The organism is Kineosporia rhizophila (genome assembly GCF_021277265.1).
Taxonomy (GTDB): domain Bacteria; phylum Actinomycetota; class Actinomycetes; order Actinomycetales; family Kineosporiaceae; genus Kineosporia; species Kineosporia rhizophila.
The window spans coordinates 204,487-227,855 of sequence record NZ_JAJSOH010000009.1 but is presented as its reverse complement, the minus strand read 5'-3'; the positions used below and the strand labels follow the sequence as shown (position 1 = coordinate 227,855).

The window sequence follows — 23,369 nt, the reverse complement described above, 5'->3', positions numbered from 1 at the left end:
GGCAGTCGAAGCGTTCCGAAGGGGTCAAGATCCTGGCGTGTGGGTAGCCAACACAGCCAAGAGCTTTATTGTTAGCGCCGAGGGCGGATCCGCGCATATCACTTGCATACGGTGCGAATCGGCCCATGTCACGTGAGTAACGATTTGCCCATGTGACTCACGGCACGACCCGGATGCGGTAACGATTCTGCCGTCTGCAGCGAGGCAGAGGGTTGGAACCAGTGGTGCATCTACTACCGGTAGCTCATTCAGCAGGCACCACTTCACACGGCAGGAGGCGTGGGTGACGCAGGTCGAGCCCTTCTCGCGGCGCCCACGACGAGCCGACGCCGAGCACTACGGCGAGCAGTCGTCCGGTCAGGGCTCCGCGGCGGGTGACCGCTATGCCGATCGGGGCCGCGGCTCCGATCGCGGCGGGCGTTATGACGAGCGCGACGAGTACGCCGAGAGCCGCTCCGGTCGTTCCGGCGGCGACAACGGCGGTTACGACCCCCGGCCCGGTAACCGCAGCAGCAACGGCGGTTACGACCCGAGGCCCGGTAACCGCAGTGGCAACGGTGGTTACGACCCGCGGCCGAGCGACCGCAGCGGTGGTTACGACCCCCGGCCCAGCAGCCGTAGCAGCAACGGCGGCTACGACCCCCGGCCCAGCAGCCGTAGCAGCAACGGCGGCTACGACCCCCGCCCCAGCGACCGCAGCAGCAACGGCGGCTACGACCCCCGGCCGGGCGCCCGTAGCGCCGCAGCGGCGCCTGAGCGGCCTCGCGCCGCCGACGACCGCGAGCCCGGTGGCCACGCCCAGGCCCGGGAGCCGAAGAGCCGTCTGGCCGCGCCCCCGCCGGGCGACGAGAGCGACCGCCGCGGCAGCCACGCCACCACCTACGGCCAGGGTTTCTCCTGGGTCGTGGCCTGGACCATCATCGGCGCCCTGGTGCCCGGCCTCGGCCTGATCGCAGCCGGCTGGCGCCGGCTCGGCGCCGCCGTCCTCGGGGTAATCGCGGTGTCGTTCGCCGGCTTCGCGGTCTGGGCCCTGACCGGCAACATCCTGCAGCGCGGCCTGTCCGTGGCCCTCGAGCCGCAGAAGCTGCTCATGCTGGCCATCGCGGCCGTGGTGATCGGCGTGCTGTGGGCCCTGGTCGTCCTGCTCACCAACAGCCAGCTGCGCCGCTACGCCACCCTCGACGGCGCCCAGAAGGCGTTCAGCTGGGTGGTCGTCGCCGCCCTGGTGGTCGGCGTGGGCGTGCCCACCTACACCGTCGGCAACTACGCCCTGGTACAGCGCGACCTGGTCAACACCGTCTTCGGCGGCGACGGTGACGAGGACTCGGACGACCAGAAGCCGAACACCGAGGCGGCCGACCCGTGGGCCGACACGAAGCGGGTCAACGTGCTGCTGATCGGCTCCGACGCCGGCGAGACCCGTACCGGTATCCGCCCGGACACGATGATCCTGGCCAGCATCCAGCCCTCGAGCGGCAACACCGTGCTGTTCAGCCTGCCCCGCAACCTGGAGCGGGTGCCCTTCAAGGAGGGCAGCCCCGGCGACAAGTACTGGCCGGACGGTTACTGGTGCGAGGCCAACCAGTGCATGATCAACGGCATCTGGCGCTGGGCGGAAGACACCCCGAACTCCGGCTACGCCAAGTTCAAGAACCCCGGTCTGAAGGCCACCGAGGACGCGATCACCGGCGTGCTCGGCCTGGAGATCGACTCCTACGCGATGCTCAACCTCAAGGGCTTCGAGGAGTTCATCGACGCCATCGGTGGGGTGGAGCTCGACGTCTACGAGCGTCTGCCGATCGGCGGCAGTTCGACCAACCCGGAGAAGACCAAGGGATACATCGAGCCGGGCACGAACCAGGACATGGACGGCTACCACGCCCTCTGGTTCGCCCGGTCGCGCTGGAGCACCTCCGACTACAGCCGGATGGAACGTCAGCGCTGCCTGATCGCCGCGGTCTCCTCGCAGGCCGACCCGGTCACCCTGGCCACGAACTTCCCGAAGATCGCCAAGGCGCTGAAGAGCAACATGTCGACCAGCATCAAGCAGGACGAGCTGCAGGCGTGGGTCGAGCTGGCCACCCGGGTCCAGGGCGGCAAGCAGACCAGCCTGGCGTTCACCGACAAGGTGATCCCGGACCGGGCCAACCCGGACTACGACCTGATCCACGAGCAGGTCGACAAGGCGATCGCCAAGTCCGAGAAGGCCGCCAAGAAGGCCCAGAGCACCCAGGCGTCCACCCCGAGCCCGAGCGTGAGCGCCACCGAGGGCACGACCACCACCAAGAAGCCGAAGAAGCCGAAGGCCACCGGCGACGCCACCGAGGCACAGGACGTCGCGGCCGTCTGCTGATCCACCTCCGCCGGTCGGCCGACCTCCACATCGGCCGACCGGCGTTCTGGTGTCCCCCACTCGCACACAAGTAGCCGCCTTGTCCGTCTTTGCCGCGCCCAATGCCGTCGAGACGGGCTGCTGCGCAGGCATACTCGCGGCTCAGTGCGCGATCCGCGGCTGCCCGGGCCACCTCTAGGCGGGTTCCGGGGAACGCGACCTTGTGGGGTGGAATGTCCGACGTCCGTCAACGCCACCCCGCCCCCGGACGCCCGGGGCGGTCACGTGAGGACGCACCCGGCGCCCCGGTCGTCTCCACCGGCCGTCGCGGCAGCCACGCCACCGCGCACGGCCAGGGCTTCGCCTGGGTGATCAGCTGGACGATCCTCGGTTCGCTGCTGCCCGGCAGCGGGCTCCTGGCCGCCGGGCGGCGCCGGGCGGGCGGCTTCCTGCTCGGGCTGACCGCGGCCGGCGGCCTGGCCCTGGGCTGGCTGGCGCTCGGCGACGACCCGCTGGAACGCGTCCAGACCCTGGTGATCGCACCCGGGCGCCTGGTCGTGGCCACCGTGTCGATCGCCGTGATCGCGACGCTCTGGGTGCTGGCCATCCTGCTCACCCACGTCCAGCTGCGCCGTTACGCCAGCCTGGGCGGCGGCCAGCGGCTGTTCGCCTCGCTCGTGGTGGTGGCCCTGGTCACCGCGGTGGCGATGCCCGCCTACGAGGCCGGCCGCTACGCGCTGATCGGCCGCGACCTGGTGGACACGATGTTCCGGCAGACGGTCGACACCGAGACCAGCACGGCGCTGACCGAGACCACCGAGGCCGACCCCTGGGCCGGTACCCCGCGGATCAACGTGCTGCTGCTCGGCTCGGACGCCGGTGACTCCCGGATCGGGGTGCGCCCGGACACGATGATCGTGGCCAGCATCGACACCCGGTCGGGCAACACCGTGCTGTTCAGCCTGCCCCGCAACCTGAAGAACGCCCCCTTCCCGTTCGGCACCCCGGGCAACAGCGCCTGGCCGGACGGGTTCAACTGCTACGGCGACCCGTGCATGCTGAACGCGGTCTGGACCTGGGCCGAGGGTGCGGGCTCGGGCTACGACCGGTTCCGCAATCCGGGGCTCGCGGCCACCCAGGACGCGATCGAGGGCGTGACCGGCCTGAAGATCGACACCTACGCGATGCTCAACCTGAAGGGCTTCGCCGAGTTCGTCAACGCGATCGGCGGGCTCGAGGTGAACGTGCGGGAGCGGCTGCCGATCGGGGGCGACGGCAATCCCGAGTCGCCGATCTACCACAAGGCCACCGGCGGCTGGATCGAGATCGGCGAGAACCAGCACCTGGACGGCTACCACGCCCTCTGGTTCGCCCGCTCGCGCTGGGCCAGCGACGACTACAGCCGGATGCAGCGGCAGCGGTGCGTGATCGCCGCCTTCGTCGACCAGGTCGACCCGGTGACCGTGGCCCTGCAGTTCCCCCGGCTGGCCCGGGCGGCCAAGCGGAACATCACCACCGGCATCCCGCGTCGCGACCTGGACGCCTGGGTCGAGCTGAGCCGGCGCGTCCAGGGCGCGAAGGTGACCAGCCTGCCGTTCACCAAGGCCGTGGTCGACGTGACCGCCCCGGACTTCGACAAGGTGCACAAGCTGGTGAAGCGGGCGATCGCGAGCTCGGAGCGGGCCCCGCAGGAGCCCACTCCGAGCGCGTCACCCGGGCCGTCCCGGCCGAGGAACCCCTCGGGGCAGCCGAAGGCGGCCAACCCGAACCGGGCTCAGGACGTGGACGCGGTCTGCTGAGCCGGGCTCAGGCCGAGGCCGCCTTCTGCACCTGGACCACGTCCAGCGCCCCCTCGGCGTACCGGGCCCGCAGCACCTTCTTGTCGAACTTGCCCACGCTGGTCTTTGGCACCTCCTCGACGAAGGCCCAGCGCTCCGGCACCTGCCAGCGGGCGACCCGGGCCTGCAGGAAGTCGCGCAGCTCCTCGACCGCGGGCGTCTGCCCCTCGGCCGGCACCACGATGGCCAGCGGGCGCTCGCCCCACTTGTCGTCCGGCACCCCGACCACGCTGGCCTCGCGCACCGCCGGATGCGCCATCAGCTCGTTCTCCAGGTCGATCGAGCTGATCCACTCGCCGCCGGACTTGATCACGTCTTTCGCCCGGTCGCTGATGGTCAGGTAGCCGTCCGGGGTGAGACTGCCGATGTCACCGGTACGCAGCCAGCCGTCGTCGAACTTGTCGGCCGAGGCCGGGTCGTCGTCGCGGAAGTAGGAGCCGGTGATCCAGGGCCCGCGCACCTCGATCTCGCCCACCGCCTTGCCGTCCCAGGGCTGCGGACTGCCGTCCGGGCCGATCAGGCGGGCGTCGACGTGCAGGGCGAGCCGGCCCTGGGAGTGCCGGTAGTTCCAGTACTCCTCGCCCTCCACGCCTTCCGGGGCAATCGCCACGGTGCCCAGCGGCGAGGTCTCGGTCATGCCCCAGCCGTGCAGCAGGGTGACGTCGTAGCGCTCATGGAAGGCGTGCATCAGCGCGGGCGGGCAGGCCGAGCCGCCCACGATCATCCGGTCCAGGCTGCTGACGTCGACCTCGGGATGCCCGTCGAGGAACTCCAGGAGCCCGGTCAGCAGGGTGGGGACCGCCCCGCCGCAGGTGACCTTCTCGCCCTCGATCATCCGGGCCAGGGGCTCGGGCTGCAGGAAGCGGTCGGGCATGATCAGGCTGGAGCCGGCCATCATCGCGGCGTAGGCCAGGCCCCAGGCGTTGGCGTGGAAGAGCGGCACGATCGCCAGCGCCCGGGAGGAGTGGGTGAGCCCCAGGCCGTTGGCGCCGGCGCAGAAGGTGGCGTGCAGCAGGTTCGAGCGGTGCGAGTAGACGACGCCCTTGGGGTGCCCGGTGGTGCCGGAGGTGTAACACATCAGCGTGCCGTCGTTCTCGTCCAGCTCCGGCCACTGGAAGGTGTCGGGCTGGGCGTCCAGCAGTGCCCGGTAGTCGTGCACCTGGCGTTTACCGCCGCCGGCGAGCGCCTGTTTCACCTCGTCCGGCACCGGGCCGTTGACCACCACGTGCTCGACCAGCGGGGTGTGCTCCAGCAGCGCCGAGAACGGCTGGGCCAGGGAGTTGTCGACGAAGACGACCTTGTCCTCGGCGTGGTTGACCACGTAGACCATCTGCTGCGGGAAGAGCCGGATGTTGATCGTGTGCAGCACCGCCCCGGCCGCCGGAACACCCAGGTAGAGCACCAGGTGCTCGACGTTGTTCCACATGAACGAGCCGACCCGCTGGTCGCCCTCGACCCCGAGTGCCCGCAGCGCGTGCGCCAGCCTGCGGCAGTCTTTCGCCACCTCGGGGAACGACTGCCTCCGAGGGCCTTCCGCGCCCCAGGTGACCACTTCCGACGCGGGGTAGACGGTGCCCGCGTAGTCGATGATGCGGGAGGTCATCAGGGGAACGTTCTGCATGGTGCTGCGCACACAAATCACCTCGTCGTGACGTGGGACACATCGGTGTGTTGCCCAACGGTCACGACCAGGTGGGGGTTTCCCCAAATGCGGAGATCAGCCGTTCCACTGATCGATGACCGGGGTCCCACGATCCCAGCCCAGCACGCTGAGTGTCGAGGTGTGCAGCGCCAGGTGAGCGGCCAGCGAGGCGTCCTGCCCGATCCAGCGGGCGGCCAGGATGCGCAGATAGTGGGCGTGGGCCACGACCACGGCGCGGGTCTGCGCCTCGCGCCGCACCCGCTCGATCACGAGGTCGGCCCGGGCCGAGACCTGTTCCAGGGTCTCCCCACCGGGCACCGGGGAGGTCCAGATCGACCAGCCGGCCACCTGCTCCTGGATCTGGGCGGTGGTGATGCCCTCGTACTGCCCGTAGTCCCATTCCTGGGCGTCGGGCTCGGCCTTGGGGTCGAGTCCGGCCAGTTCGGCGGTGCGCCAAGCCCGCTGCAGCGGGCTGGACAGCTGGAGGTCGAAGTGGACGTCGGCCAGGCGAGGAGCGAGCTTGGCGGCCGCCGCCTCGCCCTCGGGCAGCAGCGGGATGTCGCTGCGGCCGGTGTGCCGGCGGTCGCGGGCCCACTCGGTCAGCCCGTGCCGGATCAGCCAGAGTTCAGGTTCATGCAAGGTCACAGGCGTGATCCTCACACGAGCGGGAGCCCGTGCTGCGGATCAGGGCCGTAGCGAGGAGACGTCCGGTGGCTGTCTGGGCGTGGCCGGTGGGGCCCCTCATAGCGGTGTTTCTACGTGGGGCCACGCCGGACGCGTCCAGGCGGCCACCGGGCGCCCCGCAGTAGGTCATGGTCCGCAGCACGGGCTCTTACACCGGCGCGAGGACGGTCCCGACGATCTGGCCGACCTGGCCCACCCGCCACAGCTCCGAACGGTGGAAGTCCAGACCGCGGGAACGCACCAGGACCAGAGCCAGCGGACCGGGGCCGATCGGGACCAGCGCGGTACCGCTGTAGGGCTCGGCCGCCCCGGGCGCAGTCATCCGCACCGTGGCCAGACGCAGCGGTGAGGTGAGGGCGACGTGTTCCGGACCCGGGCTGGCCACGCTGACGGTGAGCACGGAACTCACGGCGGCCAGGTCGGAGCCGTACTCCACCAGGGCGGCCCACTCCGCCCCGAAGCAGTGGGGTGCACCGTCGACCAGGGTCTGCAGCCCGCGCTCGGGCCGGGAGAGCACCTGGTCGATCAGGCCGAGGTCGGCGTGACCGGTGACCGGGGGCGCCGGATGCTGCACGCCGGTCACCGCCACCCCGGCCAGGGCGTCCAGCGCAGTCGCCACCCGCTCCAGGTGGGCGGCGTCGCGGATCTGCACGAACACGTCGTCCAGGGCCCGGCCGGACTCGCTCTCGAGCACGTCGATCTTGACGATGTCGGCCCCCACCGAGCCGATCGCCGAGGTGACCCGCCCCAGACTGCCGGGCCTGTCCGGGACGCCGAACCGAATCCGAGCGAGCAAGCCGGGCCTCCTGACGGCCAGGTGGAATGAGACGGACAGAATTCCACACGGCGACCGGCCGCAGACCCCGATGCAGCGCAGATCACGCACCCCGGAGAATGCGGCGGATGAACGCGCATCGCCCTGGTGAGACCCCGGCCGAACGGGCCGACCGCAACTTCGTCGACCTGCTGCAGGAGCTGCGGGTCACCCAGACCGGGGTGCAGATCCTGTTCGCGTTCCTGCTCACCCTGCCGCTGCAGAGCCGGTTCGAGGACCTGGACCGCTGGGAGCGCAACGTCTGGGTGGCAGCGCTGCTGCTGGCGGCCGGGGCCACCGTCTGCCTGATCGCACCGGTGGCCTACCACCGCGCCCTCTTCGGCCGCCGGCAGAAGGCTCAGGTGGTCCTGGTCGCCTCCCGTTTCGCCATCGGTGGCCTGTTCTTCCTGGCGCTGGCCATCTGCTGTGCGGTGGACTTGGTCCTCGACCTGGTCCTGGGGCGGTCGACGGCGCTCGTGATCACCGGTGGTCTGGGAGTGATCCTGCTCGCGGCCTGGGCGCTCTTCCCGCTCCTGGCGCGCTCCGGCAGTGCGCCCGGGGCGCAGGCGGGGGAAGGCGAGGGCGAGTCGCCCCACCAGGACCACTAAGCTACTGCCGTAGATACGCGTCGGCCCGGAGGTGGTCACCGTGACGGGGCCGGACGAGGTTCATGCCCTTGATCGCTCGAGTCCCATGCCGCTCTGGGCGCAGCTCCAGCAGGAGCTCACCCGCCGGCTGCAGGCTGGTGCGTTCGATCAGGAGTTCCCGGGCGAGCTCGAGCTCGTCGAGGCCTATGCGGTCTCGCGGTACACGGTGCGCGAGGCGCTGCGCCGGCTGCGCGAGTCGCGGCTGATCGACTCGGCCAAGGGCCGGGGCTCGTGGGTGCGTCGCGGCGGTGACTCCAACCCGCCGCTGGGCAGTCTGTACTCGCTGTTCCGGGAGGTCGACGCGCAGGGCATCCTGCAGCGCAGCATCGTGATCGCCCAGGAGATCGTCACCTGGGCGGCGGCCGCCGAGGAGCTCGGCCTGGAGCCCGACGTGCCGCTGTTCCACCTGGAGCGGATGCGCCTGGCCGACGAGCTGCCGATGGCCCACGACCGGGTCTGGATCCCGGCCGAGGTGGCCAGCCCGCTGCTCGAGGTCGACTTCACCGTCTCCGGCCTGTACGACGAGCTGGCCGCCCGCTGCGGGGTCTCGATGGCCGGCGGGCGCGAGCGGATCGGCGCGATCATGCCCACCCAGCGCGACCGGGAACTGCTGGCGGTGCCGCCGGACGTGGCCTGTTTCCAGATCGAGCGGGTCAGCACGGTGCAGCAGCGGCGCATGGAGTACCGGCACACCGTGGTCCGCGCCGACCGTTACTCGGTGCTCGCGGAGTGGTCGCCGCAGGGGTACACGGTGGCGGCGGAGCCGCTCGACGGGCCGCCCAAGGCCTCCTCGGAGTCCTGAGAAAAACAAACTATGGACGTCCGTCCCGGGTCCGCGACAATCGTCCCCAATTGTTCGGTGAGACCTTGGGGAGACCGCGAGTGACGCTGTCGTACACCTTCTGGCACCGCCCGCAGAACGGCATCTCGCCCGAGGGTTACGAGCGTGACCTGGCGCTCTTCCACGAGCGCCTGGCCATGCTGGGCGCCGGGCAGGTCCCGGGCTACCTGGCCTCGTACACCCTGCGGGTGCCGCCCCTGCCCTGGCAGAGCACCCCGGGTTACGAAGACTGGTACCTGATCGACGGCTACGCCTCGCTGGGCGTGCTCGCCGAGGCCGCGGTGGACGAGACGCGCCTCGAACGGCACGACGCCCTGGCCGGCGCGGTGCTCGACGGCACCGGCGGGCTCTACGGGCTGCGCGCCGGCACCGCTCCCCCGGTGGAAGGTGCCTGGGTGGGCTGGGGGCGCAAGCGCGCCGGAGTGAGCTACGCGGAGCTGTTCTCCGACCTGGAGGCCCGGGTGGAGACGGGCTCGCTCACCGCGGTCTGGCAGCGCCAGCTCGTGCTCGGCCCGGCGCCGGAGTTCCGGCTGGAGGGTCCGGCTCCGGTCACCGTCGCCGGTCTGGAGCCGGACACCTCGCTCGCCGTGTCAGTCGTCTCGGTGCTCGCCTGACCGCCAGCCGTAGGGGGCGGCCAGCTCGTCCGCGGCCTCCGGCCCCATGCTGCCGGGGGCGTAGGGCTGCGGCTGCGGCCGGTCCCGCAGGATCGGGTCGACCACCCGCCAGGCGTGCTCCAGCCCGGTGCTGCCGGTGAAGAGCGAACGGTCGCCGGTGAGCACGTCGTACAGCAGCGCCACGTAGGGCGGCAACGGATCCGCGTCCTGCACGTCCTGCAGTTCCAGCCGCTGCCGCACCTGGGCCAGCTTCAGCCCCTCGCCCGGGCGCTTCAGCACGAAACCGGCCTCGAGCGAACCGGCCCCGGCCAGGGACAGGTCGATCGTGCTGGGCTGCTCCGGAGCAGGCAGCGGGCCCTCGACCGGCCGCAGGACCAGGCTCACCCGCTGCTCGCTGATCCCCAGCTTCTTGCCGGTGCGCAGCAGGAACGGCACGCCGTGCCAGCGGTCGGTGTCGACCCAGAGGCGGACCGCGCAGAACGTGTCGGTCTGCGAGTCGTCGGCCACCCCCTCGATCTCGCGGTAGCCCTCGAACTGGCCGAGCACCACCTCTTCGGGCTTCAGCGGCCGGAACGCCGCGATCACCGACTCGCGGGCCTGCTGCAGGTCGTCGGCCCCCAGGCTGAGCGGCGGTTCCATCGCCACCTCGGCGGCGACCTGGATCAGGTGGGTGACCACCATGTCCATCAGGGCGCCGGTGGCGTCGTAGAACTCCGCCCGGTTGGCCACGTCCAGCGTCTCCGGCACGTCGATCTGCACCGCGGCCACGTGCTCGCGGTGCCAGATCCCGGCCATGGTCTGGTTGGCGAACCGCAGCACGTGCAGGTTCTGGGTGGCCTCCTTGCCCAGGAAGTGGTCGATCCGGAAGACCTGCTCCTCGTCGAGGATCTCGTGGACCACCGAGTCGAGCTGCCGGAAGTCGTCGGGCGAGGTGCCGTAGGGCTTCTCGAACACCACCCGGGCCCGGTCGCTGAGCCCGTGCTTCTTCAGCGCCCGGGCGGTGGACTCGAAGGCCTTGGGCGGGATGGCCAGGTAGTGCACGAAGTCCGGCTCGGCGGTGTCGTCCAGCTCGTCCTCGACGTCGCGGATCACGTCGAGCAGGCTGCCCGGGCCGGTCTCGTCGAACCCGCCCCCGGCGAACAGCAGGCGCCCGGCGAACTCGTCCCAGGAGGCCTCGTCCACCTCCGGGCCGTACTCGTCGAGGGCGGCGCGCACGTCCTTGCGGAAGTCCTCGTGCGCCACGTCGCCCCGGCCGTTGCCGATCAGGCGCCACTGCGGCGGCAGCAGATTCTTCTGCGCGAGGGTGTAGAAGGCGGGCAGCACCATCCGGGCGGCAAGGTCGCCGGTGGCACCGAACAGGACAAAAATGGTCGGTGACTGCGGGGATTCGGTCACCCGCCGATCCTCACCCCAGATCCGGAACCTCGCCATCCGTGTGTGCCGACCGTATTGTCGCGGTTGTGCATGCATGGGGGCAGGTTCGTGGAGTCAATCTGGGCGGTCTGCTGGACCTGCGGGAGGGGGTCCGGCCGGGCTGGGAGCTGCGGCCGGAGCACCTCGACGCCATAGCGGCGGCGGGTTTCGACTGCGTGCGCCTGCCGGTGCGGTGGTGGGACGAACCCCTGGGCAGCCTCGACGAGGTGGTGCGCTCGATCACCGAGCAGGCGCTGGCCCGCAATCTGGCCGTGGTGCTCTCGATGCACCATGCCGACGGGCTGATGCAGGGCGAGCCGGGCGCGGCCCAGAAGCTGGTGGGGCTGTGGGCGCACCTGGCCCGTGGGTTCGCGGACCAGCCCGACGCCCGCTTGGCCTTCGACCTGCTGAACGAACCCCGCGACGCGCTCACGCCGAGCGGCTGGAACTCCCTGCTGCCAAAGGTTCTGGAGGCAGTTCGAACCGAGGACGGGTCGCGGCCGGTCATCGTCTCGGGTGCCCGGGCCGGCACGCCGGCCGGCCTGCTGGAGCTGGACGTGCCGCGCGACGAGCACCTGGTCGCCACCCTGCACTACTACGAGCCGTTCGCCTTCACCCACCAGTCGGCCCACTGGGAAGAGGGCGCCGACGCCTGGGCCGGTACCCGCTGGCTGGGCGGGGAGTCGAACGCGCGCGGCAACGGCTGGCCGGGCGGGCCGCACTGGGACGACGCCGAGCGCGACCGGCGGGCCGTCACCAACGATCTGTCCCGGGCCGCCGCCTGGGCCGCCGACCATGGCCTACCGGTGGTGATCGGCGAGTTCGGCGCCTACGAGAAGGCTCCTTGGGCCGACCGCGTGGCCTGGACCGGCTGGGTGCGCTCGGAGTGCGAGCGGCTCGGCCTGGGCTGGGTGCACTGGGACTTCGCCACCGACTTCGGCGTGTTCGACCCCGCCACCCAGATCTGGCGTGCAGACCTGTTGCAGGCCCTGCGAGGCGCCTGACCGCCGCTCCTCAGGATCGTGCACAATCAGACGTTGATTGGATCCCAAGGAGGCGTCGGCATGGTTGCTCAGCAGGACGAGCAGGCCGCGGAGCAGAACGATGGACGGGTGGCGGCCGGGCGGGCCCGCGACCGGGCTGCGGTGGTGCTCGCCTTCGTGAGCGGTGCTACCGACGCGATCGGCTTCCTCGCCCTGGGCGGCACCTTCACCAGCGTGATGACCGGCAACCTGGTGCTCTTCGGCACCGGTCTGGCCCACGGCGAAGCGGACGTCTGGGCCCACGCCCTGGCCGCCATCGCCGCCTTCGTGGCCGGTGCGGCGATCGGCACGCGGGTGGCCGGCACCTCCTCGGCGGCCGACCCGGTCTGGCCGGCGGCGGTGAACCGGGCCCTGCTGGTGGAACTCGTGGTCCTCGCGGTCTACGCCGGCTTCTACTGGGGCAGCGGCAACCACCCGGAGGGTCTGCTGATGGCCGCCCTGCTGGCGCTGAACTCGTTCGCCCTGGGCCTGCAGAGCAGTGCGATCACGCGCTTCGGGGTGTCCGGCCTGTCCACGACCTACATGACCGGCACCCTGACGACTCTGGTCGTCCGACTGGCCTCCGGACGTCCTCTAAAGGATGTCTCGCACAGCGGCACCCTGCTCATCGCCCTGGTGGTCGGCGCCGCCGTGGCCGCCGCCCTCCTGGAGTGGGCCGAGGGGCTCGTGCCGGCGCTGCAACTGGGCGGGGTGGCCCTGGCTCTGGGCCTGGGCGTGTGGACGACCCGCCGACACGGTCAGGCGCCCCGCTAGATTGATGCTCATGGGCGAGTTCAAGCTGACCCCGCGGGTGCGGATCGCGATCGCGGTCTGGCTGGCCGTTCTGGCGGTTCTGGTCGTGGTCACGGTGCTGACCGAAATCAACAGCACAGTCTCCGGCGGCCTGCTGGGAGCCTGGTGCGGCGGTGCGATCGCCGTGGTCATGGTGATGCGCGAACGGGCCAAGAAGGCGGCCCCGAGCAAGCTCGACCGGGAGCGCTACGGCCGGCGGTGACCGGATCGTGACTGCCACCGGCCGGTGACCAGCAGGTAGATTGACGGCATGACCAAGGAACAGCGTCTGAGGATCATCTTCTGGTCCGTCCTGGGTTTCCTTGGCTTCGTCCGGGCCGTCCTCGGCGCGATGCACGGCAACCTGCTGGGTTTCGTGATCGGCCTGCTCTGGCTCGGGGTCTGCGGCTGGAAGGCCTGGTCCGAGGCCAAGAAGATCGACGAGCAGAACCTCGGGCAGGTCCGGATGCGCAAGCAGCCGGACCGGCCGGCCAAGACCAAGGCCCGGCGTAAGTGACCCTCAGCCGGCCCGGCGCGTCACCTCGGCGCTCATCGAGCTGAACACGGCCGGCAGGTCGGAGGTCACCCCGTCGACCCCGGCCGCGACCAGCTCGCCCGCCCGCTGCGGGTCGTTCACCGTCCAGGCCATCACCTTGCCCAGGCGCTGCAGACGTTCGATCGTGCCGTTCGGTCCCGAGGTGAGCAGCGGGTGCCGGACCGTGACCGCGTAACCGGGCGCCGCGTCGTCCTCAAGCAGTCCCTTCAGAGCCCATGGGTGCGCCACGCTGCGCCAGGTACGGAAGCCCTCGCGCTCCAGCTCCTCCATCGAACGCCAGTTCTTGCTGCTCACGTAGCACCGGGCCGGGTCCAGGCCGAGCGTCAGCAGCTTGCGCACCAGCCGGAACGCCTCGGTGCCGCGGTCGCACTTCAGGTCCAGCAGCATCTCCACCCCGGACGGGAGCAGCTCGGCGACCGCCGCCAGCGGCGGGCCCACCGGGTGCCGGCCGAACATGAACCGCAGTCCGTCGTGCCGCAACCAGGGCACGCTGGTCAGGAACGGGATGTCGTGCGAGAGCACGATCTCGTCGTCGGCGGCCAGCATCAGGTCCACTTCGAACACGTTCGCGCCGGATGCCACCAGGGCCTCGCAGCTCGTCCGGTCGGCCGGGGTGCGGTGCGCGATCATCAAGGGGGACGCCACAAACCCGATTATCGGTGACATCCCACGGAGGCCGTCAGACGCCCGGGGGTTACCAGTACCCAAAGCTTGTCGGTATCAGAGCTTGACTGGTGCGCCGCGTCCGCCGAAACCCACGACATGCCCTTGTCCCTGCGTCGCGCCCGGCCCCCAGGGCCGCCCCGGCCGGAGCAGGTGCGCAGGTACAGCCGAGCCGTGCGGGTCGCCCTGCTGGTCCTGCTGGTGACGGCCGCCGCGACACTCTGGCTGGGGTACACGGCCGAACGGGGGGCCACGGCCGAACGGGAACTGGCCCTGATCACCAGCGCGGTGCACGCCCAGGACGCGATCCGCTGGCGCACCGGGGCCGGGCAGATGACCGAGGAGGCCGCCCGGACCTGGACCCGGGACAGTCAGGAGGACGTTGCCCAGCAGATCTCGCAGCTGTCCGGGCCGGGGCTGGACCAGGACCGGGTGAACGAACTGCTGTACGCCCACCACGACTACGCCCGGGTGGTGGAGCGGGAACTGGGCGAGACCGACTCGGCCGGGGCCGACCCGATGCTGGACACCATGCTGACCCGGCTTCAGGAGCTCACCGACTCGGTCGGGTCGGCCGCCACTCGGGCCCGGTGGCTGAGCGACGGTGCTCTGGTGGTGGCGTTCGCGGCGGCCGCCGTGATGATCGGGCTGCTCGGCAGCGGCCGCCGGCTGGGCCGGGTGCTCCAGGAGCAGCAGGAGCGGATCGCCGAACGCAACCGGCTGATCGCCCAGGAGTCCTCGAACCTGATCGCCGTGGTCCGCCGGGACGGCACGACCACGTTCCTGACCCCCACGGCCGCGCGTGTCCTGGAGGTCCGGCCGGACGATCCGGAAACCGGTGACAGCGTCCTGCGCCGGGTCCATCCGGCCGATCGCAGCACGCTGCTGACCAGCCTGGTCAGCGTGCGGCCGGGCGACGGGGTGCTGCGCACCGAACTACGCATCCAGGCGGCCGCCCACCAGAGCGGGGAGAAGGACGACGAGGGCCTGTGGCGCACCTACGAGGTCTCGCTGCGCGACCACACCGCCGTCCCCGACCTGGCCGGGGTACTGCTGACCGCCAACGACATCACCCAGCAGCGGGAGCTGCAGAACGAGATCCGCCGCCGCGCCCTGCACGACGACCTCACCGGCCTGCCGAACCGGGCCCTGCTGACCGACCGCACCCAGCAGGCGCTGCGCGACGGCGCCCGGCACGGGATCCGGGTCGGCCTGCTGATCTTCGACCTCGACCGGTTCAAGGAGATCAACGACACCCTCGGCCACCACTACGGCGACGAGCTGCTGATCCAGGTCGGCCGGAGCCTGGAGCGGGCGCTGCGCGGGGTGGACACCGTCGCCCGCCTCGGCGGTGACGAGTTCGCCGTGCTCCTGCCCCAGGTCAGCGATCTGAACGGGGCCTGCGCGGTGGCCTGGAAGCTGCACGACGCGCTGGAGGAGCCGTTCGTGGTGGAGGGCGTCGAGCTGGACGTCGAGGCCAGCATCGGTGTGGCCGTGTCCGACCCGGCCGGCGAGGACTCGGCCGCGGGCCTGCTGCAGCGCGCCGACGTGGCGATGTACGTGGCCAAGGGCCGCAGCACCGGGGTGGCCGGCTACGACCCGCGCGACGACGTGAACACCCCCCAGCGCCTGGCCCTGCTCGGCGACCTGCGCCGGGCCCTCAGCAACGGCGAGCTGTACCTGGTCTACCAGCCCAAGGTCTCGCTCACCGACGGCGAGGTGCACTCGGTCGAGGCCCTGCTGCGCTGGAGCCACCCGGAACGGGGTCTGGTGCCGCCGGACGCCTTCATCCCACTGGCCGAGAACACCGGCCTGATCGGGGCTCTCACCCGGCACGTGCTGGACCTGGCGCTCACCCAGGCCCGGGTCTGGATGGACGCCGGGGTCCCGCTGCGGATCGCGGTGAACACCTCGGCCCGCAACCTGCACGACGACGAGTTCGACCGGACCGTGCGCAGCCTGCTGGCCAAGCACGGGGTGGACGCCTCCCTGCTGCTGCTCGAGGTGACCGAGAGCGCCCTGATGGCCGACCCGGTCCGGGCCAAGCAGCTGCTGCAGCGCCTGGCCGCGCAGGGCATCACCATCTCGATCGACGACTTCGGGGCCGGCTACACCAGCATCAAGCAGCTGCGCAGCCTGCCGATCAGCGAGCTCAAGGTGGACCGCTCGTTCGTCCAGGCGATGGAACAGGACGAGGGCGAGGAGCTGATCGTGCGCAGCGTGGTCGAACTCGGCCGCAACCTGGGCCTGACCACCGTCGCCGAGGGCGTGGAGAACCCCGAGACCCTGGTCAAGCTGGTGAGTTTCGGCTGCGACACGGCCCAGGGCTATCTGCTGGCCCGGCCGATGCCGGCCGAGGACCTCGACCGCTGGCGCGCGGAATGGCGCGGGCTGGAACTCATCTCGGCCCCCTGAAGGACCGGTACAGCCCTTCCCGGGCCGCGGCCGGCCGATCTTCGGCGCTGGGCGGCGGCGTCACCGTGACGCCGGTGTCGGTCAGGATCGAAAGGTCCAGCTCCCAGGGGTGACTGGAGCGCCGGTAGTACTGCTCGGTGGCCACCTCGATCAGGATGCCCACGTCACTGGCGCTCAGCCCCATCACCTTCTGCAGGTGCGCACGGGCCTCGGAGGCCCGGCCCCGGATCCCGGCCAGGCCGTAGTGGGTGGTCGTGTGGCAGTCGCTGCACAGGCAGATCAGCCGGCCGAGGCGCTGCACCCGGGTGGGCTCGTCGTACGTCCAGCGCTCGTGCACCTCGAGCCAGCGTCGCCGGCTCCGGTCCTCCGGGGCACCGCAGGTCTCGCAGCGCTGACCGGCGCGGGCCGTGACCATGCGGCGGATCCGCTCCCAGTCGCGCGGGCTCACGCACGAGCGCACATTGGTGAACCAGCAGGTCGAGGGCACCATGTCGACGAACAGCCCGGCCCCCAGCGAGCGGTCCTCGCCGGGCAGCAGGTCGGGCAGCGGTTCGGCCGCTGTCCAGCGTTCCAGCTCGCCCATCCCGGGCCGCGGCGCGTACCAGGACCGGCGGCCCGTGTCCCAGCGCGCTCCCGCCGCCTTGGCCTGGTCCTTCTCGTCGAACGGCACGTCCAGCCAGATGCGCTCCACGCCCCCATCGAATCACGTCCAGCATCCGACAAGCCGCACTGTGAGCGCTTGATCACACTACGCTGTGAGCCGCGCAGACGAAGATCGTTCAAGGAGACCTGTCATGCCCTTCCGCGAGACCGCCCCCTCCGGTGCCCCGATCTGGTTCGACCTGAGCAGTTCCGACCCGGAGCGGATGCGCGACTTCTACGCCGGCGTCTTCGGCTGGACCTACGAGGTCAGCGGCGACGAGTTCGGCAACTACGTGATGTTCCGGCACAACGGCCGGGACGTGGCCGGACTGGGCGCCAAGCAGCAGCCCGACCAGCCCGACGCCTGGATGATCTACCTGCAGACCGACGACGCCGATGCCACCGCGGTCAAGGTCCGCGAGGCCGGCGGCACGGTCGTGATGGACCCGATGGACATCGCCGACCTGGGCCGGTTCCTGATCGCGGCCGACACCTCGGGCGCCCTGGTGGCCGCCTGGCAGCCCCGGCAGCACCAGGGCACGCAGATCTGGAACGAGGACGGGGCCCCGTTCTGGGTGGAGATGCACGCCACCGACTACCCGGCCGCGGTCGAGTTCTACAAGTCGGCCTTCGCCTGGGACACCGAGATCACCGGCGACAGCGACGACTTCCGCTACACCGTCCAGATCGCCGACGGCGTGCAGGTCGCGGGCATCATGGACGCCAAGTTCCTGCCGCCCGGGGTACCTGCCAACTGGCACTTCTACCTGGGCTGCGACGACGTGGACGCCACCGTGGCCAAGATCGTGGAGCACGGGGGCAGCGTGAACATGAGCCCCGAGGACACGCCGTTCGGGCGGCTGGCCGGAGTGGCCGACCCGGGTGGCGCCGGGTTCATGCTCAGTTCGCTGTCCGACTGGAAGAACGCCTGATTGAAGACGTTCGTGGGCCTCTGGGCGGGTCGGTGAGAGAGGCATCGTGATCGGGAGTAGGGAAAGAGGCACTCCAACGGACCATCATTAACGGATAGTCACCGGACGACGGATGCACCATGACGACCACCCGTCCCGGACTGCGCTCCGTGCTGATCGCCCTGGCCGTGACCGGGTGGTTCACCGTGACGGTGCTCCTGGTCCTCCAGCCGGGGTCCCGGTCCACCGACGCCCTGATCTCCCAGTTCTCGCTGCTCGTGGCGGGCCCGCTGGCCGGGGTCGCCTGCCTGGTCCGGGCCCAGCGCAGTGCTCCGGGCCGGGTCCGGACCACCTGGCGGATGTTCGGCGCCTCGGCCCTGTTCTGGGCATTGGGGACCTCGATCCAGACGGTCTACGTCCTGCTCGACCGGGTACCGCCCACCCCGTCCCTCGCGGACCTGCCCTTCCTGTTGATCGCCCCGCTGTTCGCGGTCGGCCTGCTGCAGATGGCGGTGCCGGAACCCAACCTGGCCGCCCGGCTGCGGGCCCTGCTCGACGGCCTGCTGATCGGCGCCGCTGTGCTGCTGGTGGGCTGGGTCAGCGTGATCGGCCCGGTGGTCCAGGCCAGTTCGACCGGGGTGCTCGGCAAGGTCGTCCTGTTCTACTACCCGGTGAGCGACGTCGCCCTGATCACCCTGGCCACCTACCTGGTGCTGCGCGTGCGGGGCGACGGCGTGCGCACCACCCTGCCGGTGGAGCAGATCTCCGCCGCCGTGATCGCGTTCTGCCTCGGAGACAGCGCCTACACCTACCTCTCGCTGTCCGGCGAGTACTACAACGGCCACCCGAGCGACGCCGGCTGGCTGGCCGGGCTCACCCTGCTGTTCGTCGCCGCCCTGATGCCGCAGCGTCCCAGCGAGACCGAGAACGAGCGGATTCCCCGCCAGATCGGCCAACTGCTGCCCTACTTCTTCATCGTGGCGGCCACCGCGGCCTCTCTGGTGATCCCCGAGATCACCGGCGTCGACGACGACACCACCCGCTGGATCCGCTCGGCCCTGATCCTGCTGATGGTGGTGCGGCAGCTACTCAGCCTGCAGGAGAACGCGGCCCTGACTCGCGAACTCGAACAGCGGGTGAGCACCCGTACCCAGGAACTGAACACCTCTCACAAGCGGTTCCAGGCACTGGTCGAGAACAGCTCCGACGTGGTCTCGATGGTCGACCGCCACGGTCGGATCATCTACCTGAGCGACTCGGTGGCCCGGGTCTTCGGCGTCCCGCCCCAGATCATGATCGGCCGGGACATCCAGGAGTACCTGGACGAGCCGTCCCGGCGCAGCATGACCGAGACCCTCACCGGCATCGCCGCCGAGCCGCTGGCCACCGCCACGTTGGAGATCGGGGCGATCTTCCCCGACGGGCGCCGGGTGACCATCGAGAACACCATGACCAACCTCCTCGACGACCCGTCGGTGCAGGCCATCGTGCTGAACTCCCGGGACATCAGCGAGCGCCGCCAGCTCGAGGACGAACTGGTCCACCAGGCCTTCCACGACTCCCTGACCGGCCTGGCCAACCGCTCGCTGTTCCTGGACCGGGTGCGGCACGCGATGCGTCGGCGCACCAACGGCACCGAGAGCGTCGGCGTCCTGTTCCTCGACCTGGACGGGTTCAAGGAGGTCAACGACAGCCTGGGCCACGCCACCGGCGACGCCCTGCTGGTCGACGTGGCCCGCCGGCTCACCGGCTGCCTGCGCCCCGGCGACACGATCGCCCGGCTCGGCGGCGACGAGTTCGCCATCCTGGTCGAGGGCGCCACCTCCGGCGACGAGTTCGTGACGGTGGCGAGCCGGATCCGCGAGGCGATGGAGGCGGCGATCGTGATCGACGGCCGGGACCTGTTCATCCGGGCCAGCATCGGGATCGCCAGCGCCCCGGTCGGCACGGTCGGCGCCGACCAGCTGATCCGCAACGCCGACCTGGCGATGTACCGGGCCAAGGAGCGCCAGGACGGCGAGCCGGCCCTGTACGACCCGAGCATGCACAGCACCCTGGTCGAGCGGCTGGCCCTGGAGGCCGAGCTGCGCAAGGCCATCGCCGACGAGCAGCTGCAGGTGCACTACCAGCCCACCTACATCCTCGACTCCGGCGACCTGGTCGGGGTGGAGGCCCTGGTGCGCTGGCCGCACCCCGAGCGCGGCATGGTCCCGCCCGACGTCTTCATCCCGCTGGCCGAGCAGACCGGCCTGATCCACGACCTGGGCCGGTTCGTGCTGCGCCAGGCCTGTTTCCAGGGCCAGGAGTGGTCCCAGCTGTCACCGTCGATGCCGCTGAGCATCGGTGTGAACGTGTCGGGCAAGCAGCTGCAGCGCCGCGACTTCGCCGACGAGGTGAATCGGGCGCTGCTCGAGAGCGGGCTGGCGGCCGAGCACCTGGTGCTCGAGATGACCGAGAGCGTGCTGATGAACGACACCGAGAGCACGGTGCGCACCCTCCAGGCCCTGAAGGACCTGGGCATCCGGATCGCCATCGACGACTTCGGCACCGGCTACTCGTCACTGAGCTACCTGCACCGCTTCCCGGTCGACATCCTGAAGATCGACCGCTCGTTCGTGGAGCGCCTGTCCGGGGCGGACGCCGAGGACAACCTGGTGCAGAGCATCGTGCAGCTGGGCCACACCCTGAAACTGGAGACGATCGCCGAGGGCATCGAGGAGCACGGCCAGCTGATGGCCCTGCGCCGACTCGGCTGCACCATGGCCCAGGGCTACCACTTCGGCCGCCCCGGCCCCGCCGAGGTGGTGTCCAAGCTGGTCGCCGCCTCGACCGAGCCCCTCGCCCTGCCCAGCACCCCCCGCTCCTGACCGCTACCGCTCCGGCTCCGGCTCCGGCTGTGGGCAGGCGACCGGCCCTATCTGCGCCACATGAACCCAGCGCCCGAACCGCCGGCGCAGCTCGACCCCGCAACGGCGGCAGAAGGTCTTGGCCATGCGGCGATGATGACATCCGCTTCCGGTCCCAGTGTTCACGCTGAGCACCCTCAGGGAGGGGAGGGAGTTTCCCGAGAGAACGCTTGGACGTCCAAGTGTTCTCTCGACAAACTCCCCCTTGAGGTCATGTCCGGGCACCGACCATCACGGCATGAGGCTGACTCAAGGCACGGGCAAAGGCTTGATAACCGCGCGGATTCAACTTCTGCGTGGCACCTTTCGCGACCAAGGCCGGTGAACCCGGTCGCCTCAGATGACGGCGCCCTCGACCATTTCCCGCACCTGCTTCACCGTGCGCCGGGCCGCGTCGATGTGGTCGCGTACCCCGTCCGCATCCTTCATCCGCACAGCTACCCGCGTCATCATCGCCGACTCCGAAGCGCGGCTGCAGAGGGTGGCGGCGCGGGCCAGGCGGCGGTGCACGTCCAGGTACACGTCGCCGGGGCCGATCGGTACGTCCGGGCCCTCGCTGGGGGCCACCGCCTGGGCGTGTTCACAGGCCTCGCGCACCAGTTCGAGGATCTCGTCGAGGTCCTCGGCGATCTCGGCCAGCTCGGCCCGGACCGGCCGGGAGGGCACGACCTCGATGACCGTCCGGTAGCGACGGACGGACCGCGCGAACCGATCGTGCACGCGGCGCCACACGCCGTTACCGAGGGGGCCCGGGCCGATGACCGGCGTCCGGATCCAGTCGAGCATCCCCACGGTTGACCTTCGTCTCTCTGCCTGACGCCCTTGACCTACAGGTACTGGCCGGTGCCGCCCGGGCGGGCCTGCGGCTGACCCGCGAGCCCCTCGGCACCCTGGGGCAGGCCGCCGCCGGGGCTGCCGGGCAGGGCTCGGCGCATCTGCTCGAGCTGGGTGCGGGCCGCCATCTGCTGGGCGAACAGCACGGTCTGGATGCCGTGGAACAGGCCCTCCAGCCAGCCGACGAGCTGGGCCTGGGCGATCCGCAGCTCGGCGTCGGTGGGCACGGTGTCGCTGCTGAACGGCAGGACGATCGAGTGCAGTTCCTCGACCAGCTCGGGGGCCAGGCCGTCTTCCAGTTCCTTCAGCGAGCGCTCGTGGATCGCCGCCAGGCGGGCCCGGCCGGCCTCGTCGAGCGGGGCGTTGCGCACCTCTTCCAGCAGCTGCTTGATCATGCTGCCGATCCGCATCACCTTGGCCGGCTGCTCGATCTGGTTGGCCGGGTTGGTCTCGCTGTCGGACGGGCCGGTGACCGCCATGCCCTCGGGGGTGACCACGACAACTCGTTCCGCCACACCGTCGGCGCCGGCCTCCTGGCTGGAATCGGAAATGTCGGTTACGTCCCCCGTGGTGGCAGACGGGTGCGGCTGGCTGGTCATGGCTCCCATCGTGCCCTGCCGTTCGGCGCCGCGCGAGGCGTTCGCCCTCCGCGTAGACGGATCTCCGCCGCTCGGCGATGCTCCGGATCAGCCGGTCAGCCGATGAAGAACCATGACTGGGAGTGAAGTGTTCTGCATCACGCCCGCAAGAGCCGGTGCTTCAAGACTCAACTTCCACTACGGAACGTGATTCTGGCTGTGCTTGGTGTGGTCAGTGGGTCGTCAGCAGGATCTTGCCGATGTGCTGCGACGCGGCCATCACCCGGTGCGCCTCGGCCGCCTCCGACAGCGGCATCCGGGCGTGGATCACCGGCTTCACCAGGCCCGAGCTGAGCAGCGGCCAGACGTGCTGCCCCACGCTGGAGACGATCGCCTCCTTCTCCGCCGCCGGCCGGGCCCGCAGCGTGGTGGCGATCAGGGCGGCGCGGCGGCGCATCAGGTGGTTCAGGTTGATCTCGGTCTTCGCCCCGCCCTGCATGCCGATCATCACGATCCGGCCGCCGTAGGCCAGGCTGGCCAGGTTCCGGGCCAGGTAGGAGGCGCCCATGTTGTCCAGCACCACGTCGGCGCCGTGGCCGTCGGTGGCTTCCTGCAGCACCTCGACGAAGTCCTGCTCCCGGTAGTTGACCAGGATCTCGGCCCCCAGCTCGCGGCACCGCTCCAGCTTGTCGGCCGATCCGCAGGTCACCGCGACCCGGGCGCCGACCTGCCGGGCCAGCTGGATCGCCATCGTGCCGATACCGCTGGAACCACCGTGCACCAGCAGCACCTCGTTGGGCCGCAGGCCCGCCGCCATGAAGACGTTGCTCCACACCGTGGCCGTGACCTCGGGCAGGGCCGCCGCGTCGACCAGGTCGATCCCCTTGGGCACGGGCAGCACCTGGCCCTGGGGTACGGCTACCCGCTCGGCATAACCGCCACCGGTCAGCAGGGCGCAGACCTGATCGCCCGGGGTCCAGTGGTCGACCTCGGCGCCGACCGCACTGACCGTGCCGCTGACCTCCATGCCGGGCCATTCCGGGGCGCCGGGCGGGGGCGGGTAGTGGCCGGCGCGCTGCAGCAGGTCGGCGCGGTTCACCCCGGCGGCGGCGACGTCGATGAGGACCTCGCCGGCGCGGACGGTGGGATCCGGCACGTCCTGCGTCCGGAGCACGTCGGGGTCGCCGAACTCACTGATGACCACGGCCTTCATGGAACAGGACGA

At 70.7% G+C, this 23,369-nt stretch carries 21 protein-coding genes; 12 read left to right on the top strand and 9 right to left on the bottom strand.

Going from position 1 to position 23,369, the window contains the following annotated elements:
* The first annotated feature begins 283 nt into the window (after positions 1-283).
* Together LWF15_RS37585 and LWF15_RS16090 are read left to right on the top strand one after the other, a co-directional pair.
* The gene (locus LWF15_RS37585) at positions 284-2,353 is read left to right on the top strand and encodes an LCP family glycopolymer transferase (RefSeq protein ID WP_232811629.1); all 2,070 of its coding nucleotides are present in this window, start codon (positions 284-286) and stop codon (positions 2,351-2,353) included.
* Between the two features lie 212 nt (positions 2,354-2,565).
* Positions 2,566-4,131 carry an LCP family protein gene (locus LWF15_RS16090; RefSeq protein WP_232811628.1) on the top strand — a complete coding sequence of 522 codons (1,566 nt, stop codon included), beginning with the start codon at positions 2,566-2,568 and terminating at the stop codon, positions 4,129-4,131.
* Between the two features lie 7 nt (positions 4,132-4,138).
* On the opposite strand, the gene LWF15_RS16085 is transcribed toward LWF15_RS16090, so the two are convergent.
* From LWF15_RS16085 to LWF15_RS16075, 3 genes are all read right to left on the bottom strand, one after another.
* Positions 4,139-5,803, bottom strand: a complete 1,665-nt coding sequence (locus LWF15_RS16085; RefSeq protein WP_232811627.1) for a long-chain fatty acid--CoA ligase — start codon at positions 5,801-5,803, stop codon at positions 4,139-4,141.
* An 84-nt stretch (positions 5,804-5,887) separates the two neighbouring features.
* Positions 5,888-6,457, bottom strand: a complete 570-nt coding sequence (locus tag LWF15_RS16080) for a histidine phosphatase family protein (protein WP_232811626.1) — start codon at positions 6,455-6,457, stop codon at positions 5,888-5,890.
* A 187-nt stretch (positions 6,458-6,644) separates the two neighbouring features.
* Positions 6,645-7,292 (bottom strand): ACT domain-containing protein, encoded by a 648-nt coding sequence (locus LWF15_RS16075; RefSeq protein WP_232811625.1) that lies wholly within the window; start codon positions 7,290-7,292, stop codon positions 6,645-6,647.
* 107 nt (positions 7,293-7,399) lie between these two features.
* Between LWF15_RS16075 and LWF15_RS16070 the strand changes: the two genes are divergently transcribed.
* The 3 genes from LWF15_RS16070 to LWF15_RS16060 all read left to right on the top strand — a co-directional run bounded on the left by LWF15_RS16070 (position 7,400) and on the right by LWF15_RS16060 (position 9,412).
* Positions 7,400-7,918: a DUF6328 family protein gene (locus tag LWF15_RS16070; protein WP_232811624.1), complete on the top strand. Its 519-nt coding sequence runs from the start codon at positions 7,400-7,402 to the stop codon at positions 7,916-7,918.
* Positions 7,919-7,958: 40 nt separating this feature from the next.
* The gene (locus LWF15_RS16065; protein WP_232811623.1) at positions 7,959-8,759 is read left to right on the top strand and encodes a GntR family transcriptional regulator; all 801 of its coding nucleotides are present in this window, start codon (positions 7,959-7,961) and stop codon (positions 8,757-8,759) included.
* 80 nt (positions 8,760-8,839) lie between these two features.
* Positions 8,840-9,412, top strand: coding sequence for a hypothetical protein (locus LWF15_RS16060; RefSeq protein WP_232811622.1), 573 nt, complete (start codon positions 8,840-8,842; stop codon positions 9,410-9,412).
* Here the strand turns inward: LWF15_RS16060 and LWF15_RS16055 are convergent.
* Positions 9,389-10,807, bottom strand: coding sequence for a glucose-6-phosphate dehydrogenase (locus tag LWF15_RS16055; RefSeq protein WP_232811621.1), 1,419 nt, complete (start codon positions 10,805-10,807; stop codon positions 9,389-9,391). The genes LWF15_RS16060 and LWF15_RS16055 overlap by 24 nt on opposite strands.
* A 65-nt stretch (positions 10,808-10,872) precedes the next feature.
* On the opposite strand from LWF15_RS16055, the gene LWF15_RS16050 reads away from it, so the two are divergent.
* The 4 genes from LWF15_RS16050 to LWF15_RS16035 are packed head-to-tail and all read left to right on the top strand — an operon-like array spanning position 10,873 to position 13,156.
* Positions 10,873-11,829 (top strand): glycoside hydrolase family 5 protein, encoded by a 957-nt coding sequence (locus tag LWF15_RS16050; RefSeq protein WP_232811620.1) that lies wholly within the window; start codon positions 10,873-10,875, stop codon positions 11,827-11,829.
* Positions 11,830-11,889: 60 nt separating this feature from the next.
* Positions 11,890-12,621, top strand: a complete 732-nt coding sequence (locus LWF15_RS16045; RefSeq protein ID WP_232811619.1) for a DUF1275 family protein — start codon at positions 11,890-11,892, stop codon at positions 12,619-12,621.
* A gap of 10 nt (positions 12,622-12,631) precedes the next feature.
* Positions 12,632-12,862 (top strand): hypothetical protein, encoded by a 231-nt coding sequence (locus LWF15_RS16040; RefSeq protein WP_232811618.1) that lies wholly within the window; start codon positions 12,632-12,634, stop codon positions 12,860-12,862.
* A 48-nt stretch (positions 12,863-12,910) separates the two neighbouring features.
* Positions 12,911-13,156, top strand: coding sequence for a hypothetical protein (locus LWF15_RS16035; RefSeq protein ID WP_232811617.1), 246 nt, complete (start codon positions 12,911-12,913; stop codon positions 13,154-13,156).
* A gap of 3 nt (positions 13,157-13,159) precedes the next feature.
* Here LWF15_RS16035 and LWF15_RS16030 read toward each other — a convergent pair whose 3' ends face one another.
* Positions 13,160-13,840 (bottom strand): glycerophosphodiester phosphodiesterase, encoded by a 681-nt coding sequence (locus LWF15_RS16030; protein ID WP_232811616.1) that lies wholly within the window; start codon positions 13,838-13,840, stop codon positions 13,160-13,162.
* A 117-nt stretch (positions 13,841-13,957) separates the two neighbouring features.
* Here LWF15_RS16030 and LWF15_RS16025 point away from each other — a divergent pair, with 117 nt between their 5' ends.
* Entirely contained in the window at positions 13,958-16,273 is a 2,316-nt protein-coding gene (locus tag LWF15_RS16025; RefSeq protein ID WP_232811615.1) for a putative bifunctional diguanylate cyclase/phosphodiesterase, read from the top strand.
* Here LWF15_RS16025 and LWF15_RS16020 read toward each other — a convergent pair.
* Positions 16,257-16,964 (bottom strand): DUF5710 domain-containing protein, encoded by a 708-nt coding sequence (locus LWF15_RS16020; RefSeq protein ID WP_232811614.1) that lies wholly within the window; start codon positions 16,962-16,964, stop codon positions 16,257-16,259. The genes LWF15_RS16025 and LWF15_RS16020 overlap by 17 nt on opposite strands.
* Before the next feature lie 103 nt (positions 16,965-17,067).
* On the opposite strand from LWF15_RS16020, the gene LWF15_RS16015 reads away from it, so the two are divergent.
* Positions 17,068-17,847, top strand: a complete 780-nt coding sequence (locus LWF15_RS16015) for a VOC family protein (protein WP_232811613.1) — start codon at positions 17,068-17,070, stop codon at positions 17,845-17,847.
* A gap of 119 nt (positions 17,848-17,966) precedes the next feature.
* Positions 17,967-20,693: a putative bifunctional diguanylate cyclase/phosphodiesterase gene (locus LWF15_RS16010; protein ID WP_232811612.1), complete on the top strand. Its 2,727-nt coding sequence runs from the start codon at positions 17,967-17,969 to the stop codon at positions 20,691-20,693.
* Positions 20,694-21,068: 375 nt separating this feature from the next.
* Here the strand turns inward: LWF15_RS16010 and LWF15_RS16005 are convergent, their stop codons facing one another.
* From LWF15_RS16005 to LWF15_RS15995, 3 genes are all read right to left on the bottom strand, one after another.
* Positions 21,069-21,518 (bottom strand): hypothetical protein, encoded by a 450-nt coding sequence (locus LWF15_RS16005; RefSeq protein ID WP_232811611.1) that lies wholly within the window; start codon positions 21,516-21,518, stop codon positions 21,069-21,071.
* A gap of 41 nt (positions 21,519-21,559) precedes the next feature.
* Positions 21,560-22,174, bottom strand: a complete 615-nt coding sequence (locus LWF15_RS16000; protein WP_408623343.1) for a bacterial proteasome activator family protein — start codon at positions 22,172-22,174, stop codon at positions 21,560-21,562.
* A gap of 202 nt (positions 22,175-22,376) precedes the next feature.
* Positions 22,377-23,357: an NAD(P)H-quinone oxidoreductase gene (locus LWF15_RS15995; protein ID WP_232811610.1), complete on the bottom strand. Its 981-nt coding sequence runs from the start codon at positions 23,355-23,357 to the stop codon at positions 22,377-22,379.
* Between the last annotated feature and the right edge of the window lie 12 nt (positions 23,358-23,369).

Coding starts and splice junctions, on each gene's coding strand:
- LWF15_RS16070 (WP_232811624.1), top strand. CDS start 7,400: ATGAACGCGCATCGCCCTGGTGAGACCCCGGCCGAACGGGCCGACCGC.
- LWF15_RS16000 (WP_408623343.1), bottom strand. CDS start 22,174: ATGGGAGCCATGACCAGCCAGCCGCACCCGTCTGCCACCACGGGGGAC.
- LWF15_RS16010 (WP_232811612.1), top strand. CDS start 17,967: ATGACGACCACCCGTCCCGGACTGCGCTCCGTGCTGATCGCCCTGGCC.
- LWF15_RS16035 (WP_232811617.1), top strand. CDS start 12,911: ATGACCAAGGAACAGCGTCTGAGGATCATCTTCTGGTCCGTCCTGGGT.
- LWF15_RS16025 (WP_232811615.1), top strand. CDS start 13,958: ATGCCCTTGTCCCTGCGTCGCGCCCGGCCCCCAGGGCCGCCCCGGCCG.
- LWF15_RS16005 (WP_232811611.1), bottom strand. CDS start 21,518: ATGCTCGACTGGATCCGGACGCCGGTCATCGGCCCGGGCCCCCTCGGT.
- LWF15_RS16015 (WP_232811613.1), top strand. CDS start 17,068: ATGCCCTTCCGCGAGACCGCCCCCTCCGGTGCCCCGATCTGGTTCGAC.
- LWF15_RS16045 (WP_232811619.1), top strand. CDS start 11,890: ATGGTTGCTCAGCAGGACGAGCAGGCCGCGGAGCAGAACGATGGACGG.
- LWF15_RS15995 (WP_232811610.1), bottom strand. CDS start 23,357: ATGAAGGCCGTGGTCATCAGTGAGTTCGGCGACCCCGACGTGCTCCGG.
- LWF15_RS16090 (WP_232811628.1), top strand. CDS start 2,566: ATGTCCGACGTCCGTCAACGCCACCCCGCCCCCGGACGCCCGGGGCGG.
- LWF15_RS16040 (WP_232811618.1), top strand. CDS start 12,632: ATGGGCGAGTTCAAGCTGACCCCGCGGGTGCGGATCGCGATCGCGGTC.